The following is a 14,548-nucleotide window of genomic DNA, read 5'->3' as shown; positions in this document are numbered from 1 at the left end:
CATGAACATGGGCAAGCTGATTCGCAGCGCCATAGTGATGCTGCTCCTGATGACGGTGATAACCGGCGTGGCGTACCCGCTGGTCGTTACCGGCCTGGCCCAGGTGCTGTTCCCGTCGCAGGCGAACGGCAGCCTGATCGTGAAAGACGGCAAGCCGGTCGGCTCCACGCTGATCGGCCAGTCCTTCGACGACCCCAAGTATTTCTGGGGTCGTCCGTCGGCTACGGCGCCGCAGCCGAACAATGGTGCGTCGTCGACCGGATCGAACCAGGGTCCCACCAATCCGGCGTTGGCTGACGCCGTCAAACAGCGTATCGACGCGCTGCGTGTGGCCGATCCAGGCAACACCAAGCCGGTGCCGGTGGATCTGGTAACGGCCTCGGGTAGCGGTCTCGATCCGGAGATCTCGCCCGCTGCGGCGGATTACCAGGTGGCGCGTGTGGCCAAGGTGCGTGGGATGAGTCCTTCGCAAGTGCAGGCGATGGTGGCGATGGCGACCACAGGACGTCAGTTCGGCATGCTCGGTGAGCCGCGCGTCAATGTGCTCAAGCTCAATCTGGCGTTGGATGGTCGGTGAAGCGGCATTCCGCCCTCTCTCCTGAGGGGAGAGGGCTGGGGTAAGCCCCGAAAAGGGGAGTCAAAGGGTGGTGCTTGCGGCGGAGTTGCAAACCGACGATTTCACTTCCGGTCCTATCTCCCAAGTCCTACCCTAACTCCACACCTACCATCACCTGCGAACCCATGTCCGAACCCTCCCGCGACGCACGTGCCGATGCCTTGCTTGATTCCGTGCAGGAGGAGCGCACGCGTCGCCTGAAGATCTTCCTGGGTGCCGCGCCGGGCGTGGGCAAGACGTACGCCATGCTTTCTGCCGCGCGCGAGCTCAAGCGGCAGGGTGTGGACGTGGTGATCGGGTTGGTAGAAACGCATGGCCGGCAGGAAACCGCGGCCTTGCTGGAAGGGCTCGAACAGTTGCCCCGCCGCACGGTGAACTACAAGGGGCGTGATTTCACCGAGTTCGATCTCGATGCGGCGTTGGCTCGTCGGCCGGACATCATCCTGGTTGACGAGCTTGCGCACACCAACCTGCCGGGAGGTCGCCACGAGCGACGTTGGCAGGATATCGCCGAGCTGATCGAGGCCGGTATCGAGGTGTACACCGCGCTCAACGTGCAGCATCTCGAAAGTCTCAACGATCAGGTGCGACGCATCACCAACGTCACCGTTCGCGAAACCGTGCCGGATGCCTTCCTGGATCGCGCACGCGACATCGTGCTGGTCGACCTGCCGCCACGCGAGCTGATCCAGCGCCTGAAACAGGGCAAGGTCTACGTGCCGGAGACGGCCGCCGCTGCGCTCGATGCGTTCTTCTCTCCCACCAACCTCGTTGCCTTGCGTGAACTGGCCGTCGACACCGTCGCGGGCCACGTGGACAGCGATCTGCGCGAGCACATGCTGGCGCGCGGTGGCGTCATGCCCGTGCGTCGTCGCGTGCTGGCCGCCATCGATGGGCAATCGCAAAGTGAATACCTCGTGCGCATTGCGCGCCGCATTGCGGAGCGTCGCGGCGCGCCATGGAGCGTGGCTTTCGTCGATACCGGCATCACGCTCGACAAGGCACGCCGCGAGCGGATGGATGCCGCCATGCGTCTGGCTCGCCGGCTGGGCGGTGACACCGTCGTGTTGCGTGGCCATGCCATCGCGGACGAACTGATCGCGCACGCAGATCGCGAAGGCATCGGCCAGATCATCCTGGGTCGTACACGCGAGCGACCGCTGGCACGCATGCTGGGTCGATCGCTCACGCAGTTGCTGCTGCGTCGCGGTGCGCACCTGGAACTGACCATCATTGCCACGCCCGCCGAGCGGGCCAAGTCGCGCCTGCGCCTGCGCATGCCGGGTGGTAGGGGACGTCGTGGCGAATACATCTATGCCACCCTCGCCACACTGGTCGCGTTTGGTCTGTCCTTCATCGCCGATCGCTATCTGTCGGTAGCCAACCTCTCGCTGATCTTCTTGACCGCCGTGCTGGTGGTGGCGGTGCGCACGCGCATGGCCGTGGCGGTGTACACCGCGGTGCTGTGTTTCCTCGGCTACAACTTCTTCTTTGCACCGCCGCGCTACACCTTGATGATCGCCAATTTCGACGACGTACTGGCAGTCTGCCTGTTCCTCGTCGCGGCACTGGTGGCGAGTCGGCTGGCCACCAAACTGGCCAGCCAGGTGGAATCCCTGCGTATGGCGCACGCGCAGGCGCGTGCGCTGCTGGCCCTCGGGCAGCGGCTTTCCACCAGCACCGATGCCGAAGGCATCCGTCGGGTGGGTGCAGCAGCGTTGGCGGATGTCCTGCGTTGCGACGTAGCGATGCTGGCGCGCGATGCCAGCCAGGTGCTGCGTGTGGTGGCAGCGGCGCCGCGTGATTTCGATCTGACCGCACAGGATCTGGGTGCCGCTGCCTGGTGCGAAAAGCACACCGAACAAGCGGGCCGTTACACCGATACGCTCAATGCTGCGCCGTGCTGGGTGTTGCCATTGGGCAGCGATGACAATCATCTCGGCGTAGCGGCGCTGCGTTTTCCGCCAGGGCAGGGCGAGCCATCTACCGATGAGCGCAGCCTTGCGCTGACCATGGTGCAGGACATTGGGCAGGCGCTGCAGCGCGCGCGTCTGGCGGAGGAACTGGAGGGTGCGCGCGTGCAGGGCGAAACCGAGCGCCTGCGCAACGCGCTGTTGTCATCCGTGTCGCATGATCTGCGCTCGCCGCTCGCCTCGATGATCGGTTCGGCCGGCACGCTATCCAGCTATGGCGACCAGCTGCCGCCGGAGGAACGCCGTGAACTGTTGGAGGCGATCCTTGGCGAAGGTCAGCGCCTGGACCGCTACATCCAGAATCTGCTGGACATGACCAAGCTTGGCCACGGCACGCTCAAGCTCAATCGCGACTGGACGGATGTCGCCGAGATCGTCGCGGCGGCCACCACGCGTTTGCGCAAATTGTTTCCCGATCTGCGGGTGGACATAGCGTTGCCGCCGCAGACCTTGCTGCTCTACGTGCATCCCGCGCTGATCGAACAGGCGCTGTTCAATATCCTTGAGAACGCCGCGCGCTTCTCGCCACCGGGCGAAGCTGTGCGGGTGGTGGCACGGGCAAAAGGCGAACAAGTACAGATCGACGTGGTCGATCGCGGCCCCGGCATTCCGGAGGACGAGCGCGCGCGCATCTTCGACATGTTCTATTCGGTATCGCGTGGTGATCGCGCGCCGCAGGGCACCGGCCTTGGCCTGGCCATCTGCCGCGGCATGATCGGCGCGCACGGCGGCAGCGTGGAGGCCTTGCCCGGCGACGGCGTAGGCACCAACATTCGCATTACCTTGCCGCTCCCGGCGCCGCCCGCGAACCCTGTATGACCTCTGCTGCGCGTGTCCTGGTCATCGACGACGAGGCGCAGATCCGCAAATTCCTCGACATCGGCCTGCGTGCTGAGGGTTACGAGGTGCTGCTCGCAGCGAATGCGGCGGAAGGGCTGGCGTTGGCGGCCACCCGCTCGCCGGATCTGGTGATTCTCGATATCGGCCTCCCTGACAAGGAAGGGCACGAGGTGCTGTCCGAGTTGCGCCAGTGGAGCCATGTGCCCGTGGTGATGCTGTCCGTGCGCGATGCGGAAAGCGAGAAGGTCAAAGCCCTGGATGCAGGCGCCAACGACTACGTGACCAAGCCCTTCGGTATCCAGGAGTTGATGGCCCGCCTGCGCGCCCTGATGCGCAACCGCCAGGGCGAACCGGAAGCCACCCAGCGCTATGACGATGGACACCTCGCCATCGATCTGTCCCGCCGCGAAGTGTTCCTTGACGGTGTGGTGCTTTCGCTCACCCGCAAGGAGTACGCGGTGCTGGCCCTGCTGTTGCGCCACGCCGGGCGCGTGGTGACCCAGCAACAGCTGCTGCGCGATATCTGGGGCGCCACCCACACCCAAGACAGCCACTACCTGCGCATCGTGGTCGGCAAGCTGCGCCAAAAGCTGGGCGACGACCCGGCCACCCCCCGCTGGCTCAAGACCGAGCCGGGTGTGGGCTACCGCTTTCTTGGCGGCTGAACGATCGGGTGCGTGTCGCAGCCGGTGAGAGCCGGTAGTGGTCTGATTTTCGGACTTTTTCCGCCCTTCCCGGACAGCCGGGCAGGGCGACGGCTGGCCTGATTCATAGATCCCCGGCCCCGGTCAACGCCTGTCTCCACGGCCGGGGCACGGTTATGATGGCCGCCTGTACAACCATCCGGTGCTGACTGCTCAAGAACGCAGCGCCGGCTCACAGAGGAAACAACATCCATGGCACGCGGCGTCAATAAAGTCATTATCGTCGGCAATCTCGGTGCAGATCCGGAAACCCGCTACACCGGTAATGGCACGGCCATCACCAGCATCCGCATCGCAACGTCCGAAAGCTGGACCGACAAGCAGAGCGGCGAAAAGCAGGAACGCACCGAGTGGCACCGCGTGAAGCTGTTCGGCCGCCTCGCTGAAATCGCCGGCGAATACCTGAAAAAGGGTCGCCAGGTTTATATCGAAGGCTCGCTGCGTACCGACAAGTACACCGACAAGGATGGCGTCGAGCGTTTCAGTACCGACATCGTCGCGGCTGAAATGCAGATGCTCGGCGGTGGTTCGGAAGGCGGCTCGGGCGGCGGTGGCGGTGGTAACTTCCAGCGCTCGCAGGGTGGCGGCGGCGGTGGTCAGCGTCAGGGCGGCTACAGCGGTGGCCAGCAGGCCCGTGGCGGCGACAACTACGACGGCGGCTCGCGCGGCGGCGACAACTACGGCAACCAGAACCAGCAGCGCCAGTCCGCGCCGCCGGTGCAGAACAACAGCTTCGACGACGACGATATTCCGTTCTGACCGATAGGGTCGGTGCACTTGTTGCTTATCTCAAAAAGCCCATGGTCGCCATGGGCTTTTTGTTTGCGCTGAGTGTTTGACGGACCGGCCCGTTTGATGCGTGGTGTTTCTCTACCGCGCATGTCCATTAGTCAGCGTGCATGGATGGAAAAGCACTCTAACCTCTGTTTGGACCGCACGGTGTGGCGCATCTGGCGAGAATGCAATGGCATCCGATAAGCTCGGAGCGTCAATGCGCGTAGCTTGGAAAGCCTTTGCTTCCCTATTGAGGCTCCAAGAAGGCGGCTACAACCCCTCACATGGATTCGGCTCATGGCGCGAAAGACCACCACTAAGACTCCAGATGTCCTTGCAAGGCCGACAACGCTTCTGCTTCCTCGCGCTGAGGTCGAGAGCAAGTTACAGGATAGGATCAAGCAGGGGAACGAAATGCTGGCGACAACCCTGCGTACCCCGGCTGACCTAGCAGAGATTCAGTCCAAGCGAACCCTGTGGAATGACTACAACATCGAACTCTTAAAGCGATGCTTTGACCCATACACCCTGTCCGACGAATATAACGCGATCTCGCTTTACGGCGGGTTTGTGCTCATGGATCCTTCGTTTGCTCAACGCGTCGATGCATTCCGCCGTGGAGTTCAGGGCAAGGTTACCAACATCGAGTCGATTATCGGGCGACTTGAACTGCTGCCCGAACCGGCTTCAGCCAGCGCGCCGGTAATGGACGTCCGTAAGGCATCTGGTGCCGGCCAGTCGAACTCTGTGTTCATTGTTCACGGGTCGAATGAGGCGGCGAAGACTCGTGTCGCACGCTTTGTCGAACGCTTCAAGTTGAATGCGATCATTCTCCATGAACAGCCGAACCGGGGCCGCACGATCATAGAAAAGTTCGAGAAGAGCGCCGCTGAGGTTGGTTTCGCGGTTGTTCTTCTAACTGCAGATGACATAGGGGCACCCAAGGAATCACCTGATCAGGCAAAACCCAGGGCAAGGCAGAATGTGCTGTTGGAGTTGGGCTACTTCACGGCTTCGTTAGGTCGGGACAGGGTCTGCGTGCTCTACGAAAAGGGCGTCGAAATTCCTACCGACTATCTTGGCGTGGTGTATACGGAGTTTGACGAGGCAGGAGGGTGGCAGCTGGGGCTGGCGAGGGAAATGAAGGTGGCCGGGCTCGATGTTGATCTCAATAATGCGGTGTGAGTCGAGATCTTCGCGCTAGTTTCACCTGTCCGTGTGCCGGCAAATCAAATAGCAATGACAATGCGAAAACTGATGCAAAGCTGGGTCAGAGCGCCCTTTTCCTGCCAGCTTTCGTGGAAAGTCCACTCTGACCCTGGTTTTGGCGCGTTCTTGTTTCGCTTCCGACAATTTAAGCGAAGCGCAATCTTCGTCTCAGGTGCCTTCAACGATGCGAACGTCACGTTCGGCTGCACCGACGAGGTACTGCACTGCTGCCTGATACTCGGGGCTACGGTACGCGGCGTCAGCTGCTTCGAGATTGCTGAACTCAACGATGGCTACGCGCTGCATCGTGCCGGCTTCATACGAAAAACTCGGCAGACCTGCCGCTAGAACTCGCCCACCATGAGCTCGGATGACCGGCCCCGCGACAGCCGCATATCTGTCGACGCCGGTCTGGTCCGAAACTGATCGAAATGTCATCACCCAATATCCACTAGCCATGGTTCGACTCCGTTCGGCGACACATCGGCTTCGCATAATTTTTAAAACACGGATCTATCCGTCGAAATTAACTCCACTACCGTTCCACGCCCAGTGCAGCATATGTCTGCCGTGCTGGGTGTGGGGCAACGTGTAGTTAGGCAATCAATAGTTCGACATCGATGTTGCCGCGCGTAGCGTTCGAGTACGGGCAGGCCTGGTGCGCCGCATCCACCAGTTGTTTCTTTTGGACGCTATCGAGGCCCGGCAGGCTGATCGCCAGCTTGACCGCGATACCGTACCCTGCGCCGCCGTTGATGGCACCGAGAGACACGTGCCCATCGATAGCCACATCATTCGGCACTTTGATGTTCAGCTTCGCTGACACTGCCTTCATCGCGCCGATGAAACAGGCCGAGTAACCGATAGCAAACAACTGCTCTGGGTTAGTGCCAGGCTTGCCCGAGCCGGGCGAGCTAAGCACCACGTTGAGTGCGCCATCGCTGGTCTTTCCTGCGCCGTCGCGCCCGCCCGTGGTGTGGGATTCGGCTGTGTACAGCACTTTTTCGAGTTTCTGGATCATGACGATTCCTTTAGATTGGCCGGATAAACTGCTTCGTCTTTGTCAGTGCCCAGCACTCTGCCCACCATCGACATGGAGAATCTCGCCCGTTACGAAAGTGGCTGAGTCGAGATAGAGCACAGCTTCGACGACGTCGGAAATCTCGCCCATCCGTCCCACTGGATGCAGGCTGGCCAGCGCGTCGTACGTTTCGGGCGCGTGCATCGGCGTTTTCATGATGCCTGGTGCTACCGCGTTTACGCGGATGCCACGCTTGGCGTACTCGATGGCCAGCGACTTGGTCGCTGCGTTCAGGCCACCCTTGGTAAGTGCGGCCAGCACTGACGGTACGCCATCGATCGCGTTATCGACCAGGCTCGCCGTCAGGTTGACTACATGGCCGCTGCCTTGCTTTTCCATCTCGGCGATGGCGAGCTGGGTAATGTGGAAGAAACCGTCAAGGTTGACCGACAGAACGCTACTGTAGTCATCCGTCGTGTACGCGGTGAATGGCTTGGCGATAAAAATGCCCGCATTGTTGACCAGCGTATCGATGCGCCCGAAACGCGACAACGCCTCGTCAATGATGCGTGCGGCCACGGAGCGGTCAGCGATGTCGCCGGTCACGGCGATCACGTTGGGATCGCTGGACGGCTTGATCGAGCGGGAGTTCGCGATCACGCGGTAATTGCGGTCGACAAAGCCTTTCACCAGGCCAGCGCCGATACCCTGCGATGCGCCGGTAATGATGGCGACTTTCTGTTGACTGTTCATTCTATGTCTCACTCGTAGAAGGGGGTTTCCGGCGTTATGCAGATAGCCTGCGTTGCCGACGTGATCAATCTACGAGTGAGCAGCGGATAAGCGAATCCCCGCTACTCGGTAAACACTTTTGCGCGCCGCGTTGTAATCGCCTTGGCTGGCGAGGTCGCTGCGTCCTTGGCGAGGGACGCGAAGCGAGAGCGCAGGCGCGGAAGCGCGAAGTCGACAAACGCGCGGACCTTGGGCACGGCGAGGCGCCCATACGGAGAAATGATGTGTGCGGGCACGGGTGCTGGCTCCGCATCGGCAAGCACAACCTGAAGCAAACCCTGCTTGATCTCAGGCGCCACGTGATAGGCAAGCAGACGGGTTACACCATGGCCTTCCACCGCCGACGCAACAACGCCGCGAACGCTGTTGATGACCAGCCGAGGCGTGAACGAAATGGATCGCGGCACTGCCGATCCCTCCAGCGGTGGAAAGCTCCACGAGGCCAGGCCCATATGATCCATGGCAATAATCTGATGTTTGCCGAGGTCGGCTGGCTCGGTGATGCGCGGATGCGACGTCAGGTAGCGCGGCGATGCCACCACCAACCTGCGCACCTCGCCGATTTTGTGTGCCACGAGTGTGGAGTCCGACAGATGCGTGACGCGCAAGGCCAGATCCATTCCCTCGTCGATCAGGTTGACCTGTCGCTCCAGCAAGTACAGCCGCACGTTGACGGTTGGATATTCGTCCAAGAAGGCATCGACGATGGGCCGCAGTATCTCTGCGCCAACGAAAACGGTGGCAGAGATGGTCAGCGTGCCGCGGGGAACGGAGCGCTCACCGGCCGCGATGCGTTCGGCCTCCTCCAGCTCCATCAGCAGTCTCCGGCACGCGATGGCGTAGCGTTCGCCTGCCTCGCTCAACTTTATCGAACGCGTAGTCCGATGCAGCAAGGGCACGCCCACTCGCGCTTCAAGGAATGCAATAGCGCGACTTACCGCTGCTACGGAGCGACCGGTCTTCCGACTGGCCCCGGTAAGACTTCCTTCGTCCAGCGTGGCGACGAAGACTTTCATGGCGTCCAAACGATCCATAGGGGCAGTCTCACTTGCTCGCGGCGAAACCGAGATTACGCCCATTGTGCATGACGTCGCGACCCGGCCGCCTCCAGTTATCCGTGGCCTGATTTGCGGGGAGTCGGCACTTGAACGGGAAGCTCTACTTCCATCTGGCTCGAATCAACGAGGACGACTTCAAGCCGATGGCACCCTTGGAAGCCAAGCAAAGAAGCCGACGCCTCGCCAATTAAATCAGACCGTTCTCGTTGACGCGAAAGTTCGAGGACGTTTCACTGCCGCTCGGTGCCGATGTGCTTAACGACAGGTGGGAGGCCTGAGCGTGACCGGTTTGATACGTGGTGGTTCTCTACCGTGCGTCCATCAGCCATGGTCGATGGACGACGCTGCACTCTGACCCCTGCTTTCATGCCGTTCGGCGCCGATCTGCTCAACGAGAGGGGCAACACCTTGCTGGTGCGCTGGGGCAGCGAGGCGGCGGAGCAGTGCCACGTCAGCTATCAATTGTCGGTGCGTGCCAAGGAAGCGGCGTTCAGCGCGCTTGAAAATGTCGATGCGGCGTATCGATAAATGGCGTTGAAGCAACAACATTGGCTCTAACCTAATTTGCAGTGCCGGGGAGGGCACTCCACCACTCCGTCACTGCATCACCTAGGGCATTTCGTGATGCCTCTGAGCACAGTGGGTTCATTATGAGCACAACTATTCGACATCTGATTCTGTTTGGCCTGCTAACGTTGGCGCCGATCATGCCTACCATGGTGCACGCCGCCGGCACGACATGTTCCAGTCCCATCATTGCTATGGTCACGGGGCCTGCCATCAATGTGAGCAATAACGCTGCTATTGGCGATGTGATCGGTACGCTTACGACCTCATTCCCTGGAGGTGCCAACCCCAACTGTACGTCCACGGGGACGCCAGGGGGGAATGTTTACTTTGGCGGCGGGTTTTTAGGGTCTGCCCCCGATTTGGGGCCCACTTATGGTAACGGCGGCCATTTGTATGCGACCACCATTCCGGGTGTGGGATTTCGAGTGAATATCACGGGTGGTAGTTCCATTTTTTGGGGCTATATACCGAGCCCGTTCATGCCCTACCAGATCACCACGGGCGTTGCGGCGCGCCAAGTACTTGTTGAACTGGTCAAGATCGGTCCCATTACCCAGGGCGGTGCGTTGAGTGGCGATATTGCCTACTTTCAAATGACCGACAGCAATGGTGCCTACACGACCCGGTATGTCACCTATCAGTGGTCTTCGTCGGTCGTTGTGACACTCAAAAGCCCGGCCTGCAGCGTCAGCACGCCGTCCGTGAAAGTGGGCATGGGTGTGGTTGCCAACCCGCATGTGGCCGTGGGCCAAACGTTCGATCCAGTGGATTTCAACGTGCAGCTCAACTGCTCGGTGGGCGATGTAGGCCAGTCGACCAGCGTCTACATGACCATAAGTGACGCCACGAATGCTGGTAACACCAGCAACATACTCAATCTTGGCGCGAGTTCCACCGTCACCGGCTTGGGCATCCAACTCGTTCGAAACGGCACACCAGTGAGCTTTGGACCGGATTCTGCCGTGGTGGGCTCGCAAAACCAGTTCAGCGTTAGCAGCACCACGGGCGGCACCATCAATATTCCATTTACCGCGCGGTACATCGCCACCAGCAATACCGTGACCCCGGGCGTCGTGAATGCCTTTGCCACGTTTACTTTCGCTTACCAGTGATATGGGTATTCGGCAGTTGATGGTTTAGTTCATTGTGTCAGAGGGGTGCTTCAGCACCCCTTTTCATTTCTTAGCGCTGAGGTGACGTCCTTGATCGCGGGACGTGTATTCATCATCGACCTCTTTCTGCCATCCTCAGTTTGGGGCTTCCGGGTCGATGCCTTGACCAAGTATAAGCGGCTGGGATGCCTAGAATGTCCTCATCCATGACGTGACTGGAGCTTTGAATGCCCAAAAGATCTCGGCGATCCGTGGCTTGGCCTGGCACCGTTGTATCGCGGCCATTCTTCGAGCGCCCATCAACGGAAGTGGCTCCTCAACTGCTCAACAAGATCCTCGCGGGTGCGGATGGTCGTGCCGGTCGCATTGTGGAGGTGGAGGCTTATGTCGGCTCCATGGATCCCGCCGCGCACACGTATCGCGGGCAGACGCCGAGAAACGCCGTTATGTTCGGCCCCGCAGGGCATATGTATGTTTACTTCACCTATGGCATGCACTGGTGCAGCAACTGCGTTTGTCAGGTGGGTGAGGGCGTGTTGATCCGCGCACTGGAACCCTTGCATGGCGTAGACCTGATGTACGAGGCGCGTTCGTGGGGAATGAAGGAGCGCGATCTTTGCCGCGGCCCGGCGCGCCTGACGCAGGCCATGGGCATCACGGGGGCGCAGAACGGCATCGATCTGGTCGGTGCGCGTGATGGTTTCGCCATCCTCGATGACGGCATGCCGCCGCCCAAGGCGCTGGTCGGCGGACCGCGTATCGGTATTCGCGTGGGCGTCGATTTGCCGTGGCGATGGAGCGTCCCGAATAACCGCTACGTGTCTGGGCCTGTGGCTCGCGGCGTCTGACGAAAGTGATGACCCGGCGCCGGGGATGATCTAGCTCTTCGGCGCGATGCCTACGGCGTTGTTGCAGCCGTTGACCACCAGTGCACGATCTGGTCGACGATGACGTCGGTTGATTCGGTAGCGTTGATAGTTACTACACGCGATTCGCCGGACGGTGGTTCCAGATCACGGAACTGACTGTCGATCAGCGACGCGGGCATGAAGTGACCGGTGCGATGAGCGACGCGCCGGCCGGCTTCCTCAGGTGAAAGCTGCAGGAAGACAAAGCCAAGGCCCGGCAGTGCGGCACGCAGCGTATCGCGATAGCGCCGCTTCAGCGCCGAGCATGTGAGTACGACGATATCCTCGCCCTGGGCGGTGCGTTGCAGTTCGCGGCCCAGGGTTTCCAGCCAGCCCTGGCGGTCGGCATCCGTCAGTGGGATGCCGGCCTCCATCTTTCGGATGTTGTGCTCGGGATGGAACGCATCGCCCTCGATCATGTGTGCTTGGATATGCGCGCACAGCGCTGTAGCAATGCTGGTTTTTCCGCAGCCGGAAAAACCCATCACCACCACAGCGCGCATGCTCTTATCCAGGGCGACGCTCACGATCACACCTGTTCGCTGGCCGGCTTGCCGTAGCTCGGCGGACGATCCGCTGCCGCAGCGCCGAACGCGGTGTTCGGTTTGTCGCCCATCACGAACAACAGCGTGCCGCCGGCGGTGAGTTCGGCGTGGCTGATCCAGCTCTTGGTCCACGGCTTGCCGTTCCAGGTGACCGACTGGATGTAAGGGCGTCCCTTGCCGTTACCCTGTGTCTGCACCACCAGCTTCTTGCCGCCGGCCAGTTGCACTTCGGCGCGGTCCAGCAGCGGGCTGCCGAACACGTAGTGCGTGCTCACCGGGTCCACCGCGTAAAGGCCCAGCGCGCTCATCACGTACCACGCGCTCATCTGGCCGCAATCCTCGTTGCCGGGCAGGCCATCAGGTTCGGCGCGGTACATGGTTTCCAGCAGCATGCGCACGCGCGCCTGGGTTTTGTGGTGCGCGCCGGTGTAGGCGTAGAGGTAGGGCACGTGGTGGGCGGGTTCGTTGCCGAAGGCGAACTGGCCGACCATGCCGGCGATATCCGGCGGCGCATCGGCGGGCAGCTCGCTGTCGATGTTGAACAACTCGTCCAGCTTCTTCTCGAAGGCATTCTCGCTGCCGAACAACTTCATGTAGGCATAGAGGTCGTGCTGGTTGAGGAAGGTGGCCTGCCACGCGTTGGATTCGGTGAAGTCGCGCCACTTCTTCGAATGGCCGATAGCACGCGGGTCGAACGGTTCCAGCCACTTGCCGTCGCTACCGCGCGGACGCGTGAACGTTGTCGCCTTGTCGAACACGTTGCGGTAGTTCTGCGAACGTGCCTTGAGCGCGACGGCGTCATCGTGATGGCCGAGCTTTTCGGCGTAGTGCGACATCACCCAATCGTCGTAGGCGTACTCGAGCGTCTTGCTGACCGCTTCGCCCTCGACATCGCTGGGGATGTAGCCGCGCTTGCGGTATTCGGGCAGGCCGAAGTAGTCGTCTTCCATGGCGCGCTTGCGGAACACCGGCCATGCCGCGGCGTAGTCGATGCCGGTGAAGCCCTTGGCCTGCGCTTCGGCAACGACCACGGCGGAGTGGTAACCGATCATGCACACCGTTTCGATGCCTTGCAGCGGCCACACCGGCGGACCGGCGGGGCTCTCCTGTGCCATGCGCACCAGGCCGTTGACGAGGTCGGGCACGCGATCGGCCTGATACAGCGTAAACAACGGATGCTCGGCGCGGTAGGTGTCCCACAGCGAGTAGGTGCTGTAGTTGTGCTGCCCCTTGGCCAGCTGGTGCACCTTCATGTCCATGCCGCGATAGCGGCCGTCCACGTCGCTGAACAGCGTGGGCGCGAGCATGGTGTGGTACAGCGAGCTGTAGAAGGTGCGCTTGATGGTTTCATCCGGCGTATCCACGCGGATGCGGCTGAGTTCACGCTCCCAGGCGGCTTCGGCAGCCGCCTGCACGCCGTCGAAATCCCATGCGGGAATCTCGCTGGTCAGGTTGCGCAGCGCACCTTCGATATCCACGCCGGAAATACCCACCTTCACCAGCAGCGGCGCGTCGTTGAGCGTGTCGTAGTGCAGTGTGGCCTTGAGGTTGGTGCCGCTGGCCTGCGTGCTGCCGGCGGTAAGCGCGGTGTCATTGCTGTAGAGCGTGCCGCGCTTGAACGGGCGAGATACCTTCATCGCGAAATAGATGTGGCGGCCATTAGCCCACTGGTGCACCACGCGACTGCCGACCAGCGTGTCGTTGCCGATCAGTTTCAGTTCGGCATCGGTGACCTTGGTCGGCGTCTTCGCGTCATCGTGGAAGCCATGCGCAAAGTCGACCAGCAGATGGGCGTCACCCGGTTGCTGGAAGGTATAGCGATGAATGCCCGCGCGTTCGGTCGTGGTCAACTCGGCAAGCACATGGCTGTCGGTGAGCTGCACGCGGTAGTAACCCGGGCGTGCCTCTTCACCGGTGTAGTGCGAGCGGTAGCCCTTGATGCCGGTGCGGTAACCCTTGGGCTTCGGTCCGTTGTCCGCGTGCACGCCGTCGTAGCGCGAGGTGTAGTTGACCCCGTCGTAGTCGCGGTCACCGGGCTGCAGGAGTACGGCGCCCATCGCCGGCACCACCAGCACGTCCAGCATGTCGCTCGCGCCGGTGCCGGACAGGTGCGTGTGCGAGAAGCCCATAATCGAGCCGTCGCCCTGGTGATAGCCGGAGCTGCTGTCCCACTGCCAGTTGTTGGTATCGGGGCCGAGCTGCACCATGCCGAAGGGCATCGTGGGGCCGGGGAAGGTGTGGCCATGGCCGCCGGTGCCGACGAACACGTCGACGTGGCGCGAGACGCCATCGGCGAGTGCGGTCTTCTTGCCGGCGGCAGCAAAGGACGGCAGGGCATTGGCGGTGCTGCCCAGGACGGAAAGTGCGGCCATGCCTTGCAGAAAGCGGCGGCGCGTAACCATGGTCTGACTCCTTTGAAGCAAAAC

The 14,548-nt window shown here is 61.5% G+C and carries 14 protein-coding genes; 8 read left to right on the top strand and 6 right to left on the bottom strand.

The genetic code is table 11. The features are described 5' to 3' along the window. The first annotated feature begins 7 nt into the window (after positions 1-7). The 5 genes from kdpC to DyAD56_RS11415 all read left to right on the top strand — a co-directional run bounded on the left by kdpC (position 8) and on the right by DyAD56_RS11415 (position 6,092). Positions 8-577, top strand: coding sequence for a potassium-transporting ATPase subunit KdpC (kdpC, locus tag DyAD56_RS11435; RefSeq protein WP_102302989.1), 570 nt, complete (start codon positions 8-10; stop codon positions 575-577). A gap of 164 nt (positions 578-741) precedes the next feature. Next, complete coding sequence (locus tag DyAD56_RS11430) at positions 742-3,408, top strand: sensor histidine kinase KdpD (protein WP_102302895.1); 2,667 nt, start codon at positions 742-744, stop codon at positions 3,406-3,408. Then, entirely contained in the window at positions 3,405-4,094 is a 690-nt protein-coding gene (locus DyAD56_RS11425) for a response regulator transcription factor (protein WP_102302894.1), read from the top strand. Before DyAD56_RS11430 ends, DyAD56_RS11425 begins: the two co-directional genes overlap by 4 nt. Before the next feature lie 231 nt (positions 4,095-4,325). Next, entirely contained in the window at positions 4,326-4,892 is a 567-nt protein-coding gene (gene ssb, locus DyAD56_RS11420) for a single-stranded DNA-binding protein (RefSeq protein WP_102302893.1), read from the top strand. A gap of 312 nt (positions 4,893-5,204) precedes the next feature. Then, entirely contained in the window at positions 5,205-6,092 is an 888-nt protein-coding gene (locus tag DyAD56_RS11415; protein ID WP_102302892.1) for a nucleotide-binding protein, read from the top strand. Positions 6,093-6,284: 192 nt separating this feature from the next. Here the strand turns inward: DyAD56_RS11415 and DyAD56_RS11410 are convergent, their stop codons facing one another. From DyAD56_RS11410 to DyAD56_RS11395, 4 genes are all read right to left on the bottom strand, one after another. Next, positions 6,285-6,575: a DUF1330 domain-containing protein gene (locus DyAD56_RS11410; RefSeq protein WP_102302891.1), complete on the bottom strand. Its 291-nt coding sequence runs from the start codon at positions 6,573-6,575 to the stop codon at positions 6,285-6,287. Positions 6,576-6,711: 136 nt separating this feature from the next. Further along, complete coding sequence (locus DyAD56_RS11405; protein WP_102302890.1) at positions 6,712-7,137, bottom strand: organic hydroperoxide resistance protein; 426 nt, start codon at positions 7,135-7,137, stop codon at positions 6,712-6,714. Positions 7,138-7,179: 42 nt separating this feature from the next. Then, positions 7,180-7,890: an SDR family NAD(P)-dependent oxidoreductase gene (locus tag DyAD56_RS11400; RefSeq protein WP_102302889.1), complete on the bottom strand. Its 711-nt coding sequence runs from the start codon at positions 7,888-7,890 to the stop codon at positions 7,180-7,182. 101 nt (positions 7,891-7,991) lie between these two features. Continuing rightward, on the bottom strand, positions 7,992-8,945 hold the full coding sequence (locus DyAD56_RS11395; protein ID WP_233202390.1) for a LysR family transcriptional regulator: 954 nt from the start codon (positions 8,943-8,945) through the stop codon (positions 7,992-7,994). A 354-nt stretch (positions 8,946-9,299) separates the two neighbouring features. Between DyAD56_RS11395 and DyAD56_RS23575 the strand changes: the two genes are divergently transcribed. The 3 genes from DyAD56_RS23575 (at position 9,300) to DyAD56_RS11385 (ending at position 11,517) form a co-directional block, all read left to right on the top strand. After that, positions 9,300-9,515, top strand: a complete 216-nt coding sequence (locus DyAD56_RS23575) for a hypothetical protein (protein WP_146010487.1) — start codon at positions 9,300-9,302, stop codon at positions 9,513-9,515. Positions 9,516-9,637: 122 nt separating this feature from the next. Beyond that, on the top strand, positions 9,638-10,669 hold the full coding sequence (locus DyAD56_RS11390; protein ID WP_102302887.1) for a fimbrial protein: 1,032 nt from the start codon (positions 9,638-9,640) through the stop codon (positions 10,667-10,669). 227 nt (positions 10,670-10,896) lie between these two features. Then, a complete protein-coding gene (locus tag DyAD56_RS11385; protein WP_102302886.1) occupies positions 10,897-11,517 on the top strand; it encodes a DNA-3-methyladenine glycosylase in 621 nt (206 codons plus the stop codon). Between the two features lie 50 nt (positions 11,518-11,567). Here the strand turns inward: DyAD56_RS11385 and DyAD56_RS11380 are convergent, their stop codons facing one another. Next, positions 11,568-12,104: a gluconokinase gene (locus DyAD56_RS11380; protein ID WP_233202389.1), complete on the bottom strand. Its 537-nt coding sequence runs from the start codon at positions 12,102-12,104 to the stop codon at positions 11,568-11,570. 2 nt (positions 12,105-12,106) lie between these two features. Further along, positions 12,107-14,524 carry a GH92 family glycosyl hydrolase gene (locus tag DyAD56_RS11375; protein ID WP_102302885.1) on the bottom strand — a complete coding sequence of 806 codons (2,418 nt, stop codon included), beginning with the start codon at positions 14,522-14,524 and terminating at the stop codon, positions 12,107-12,109. Positions 14,525-14,548 lie beyond the last annotated feature (24 nt).

The organism is Dyella sp. AD56 (assembly GCF_002878475.1).
Lineage (GTDB): Bacteria > Pseudomonadota > Gammaproteobacteria > Xanthomonadales > Rhodanobacteraceae > Dyella.
This window is presented reverse-complemented; position numbering and strand designations above follow the sequence as displayed.

What these genes read in the sequence shown, in the direction of transcription:
- DyAD56_RS11430 (WP_102302895.1), top strand. Translation starts at nt 742, where the DNA reads ATGTCCGAACCCTCCCGCGACGCACGTGCCGATGCCTTGCTTGATTCC.
- DyAD56_RS11400 (WP_102302889.1), bottom strand. Translation starts at nt 7,890, where the DNA reads ATGAACAGTCAACAGAAAGTCGCCATCATTACCGGCGCATCGCAGGGT.
- DyAD56_RS11375 (WP_102302885.1), bottom strand. Translation starts at nt 14,524, where the DNA reads ATGGTTACGCGCCGCCGCTTTCTGCAAGGCATGGCCGCACTTTCCGTC.
- DyAD56_RS11415 (WP_102302892.1), top strand. Translation starts at nt 5,205, where the DNA reads ATGGCGCGAAAGACCACCACTAAGACTCCAGATGTCCTTGCAAGGCCG.
- DyAD56_RS11385 (WP_102302886.1), top strand. Translation starts at nt 10,897, where the DNA reads ATGCCCAAAAGATCTCGGCGATCCGTGGCTTGGCCTGGCACCGTTGTA.
- DyAD56_RS11425 (WP_102302894.1), top strand. Translation starts at nt 3,405, where the DNA reads ATGACCTCTGCTGCGCGTGTCCTGGTCATCGACGACGAGGCGCAGATC.
- DyAD56_RS11410 (WP_102302891.1), bottom strand. Translation starts at nt 6,575, where the DNA reads ATGGCTAGTGGATATTGGGTGATGACATTTCGATCAGTTTCGGACCAG.
- kdpC (WP_102302989.1), top strand. Translation starts at nt 8, where the DNA reads ATGGGCAAGCTGATTCGCAGCGCCATAGTGATGCTGCTCCTGATGACG.
- ssb (WP_102302893.1), top strand. Translation starts at nt 4,326, where the DNA reads ATGGCACGCGGCGTCAATAAAGTCATTATCGTCGGCAATCTCGGTGCA.
- DyAD56_RS11405 (WP_102302890.1), bottom strand. Translation starts at nt 7,137, where the DNA reads ATGATCCAGAAACTCGAAAAAGTGCTGTACACAGCCGAATCCCACACC.
- DyAD56_RS11390 (WP_102302887.1), top strand. Translation starts at nt 9,638, where the DNA reads ATGAGCACAACTATTCGACATCTGATTCTGTTTGGCCTGCTAACGTTG.
- DyAD56_RS11395 (WP_233202390.1), bottom strand. Translation starts at nt 8,945, where the DNA reads ATGAAAGTCTTCGTCGCCACGCTGGACGAAGGAAGTCTTACCGGGGCC.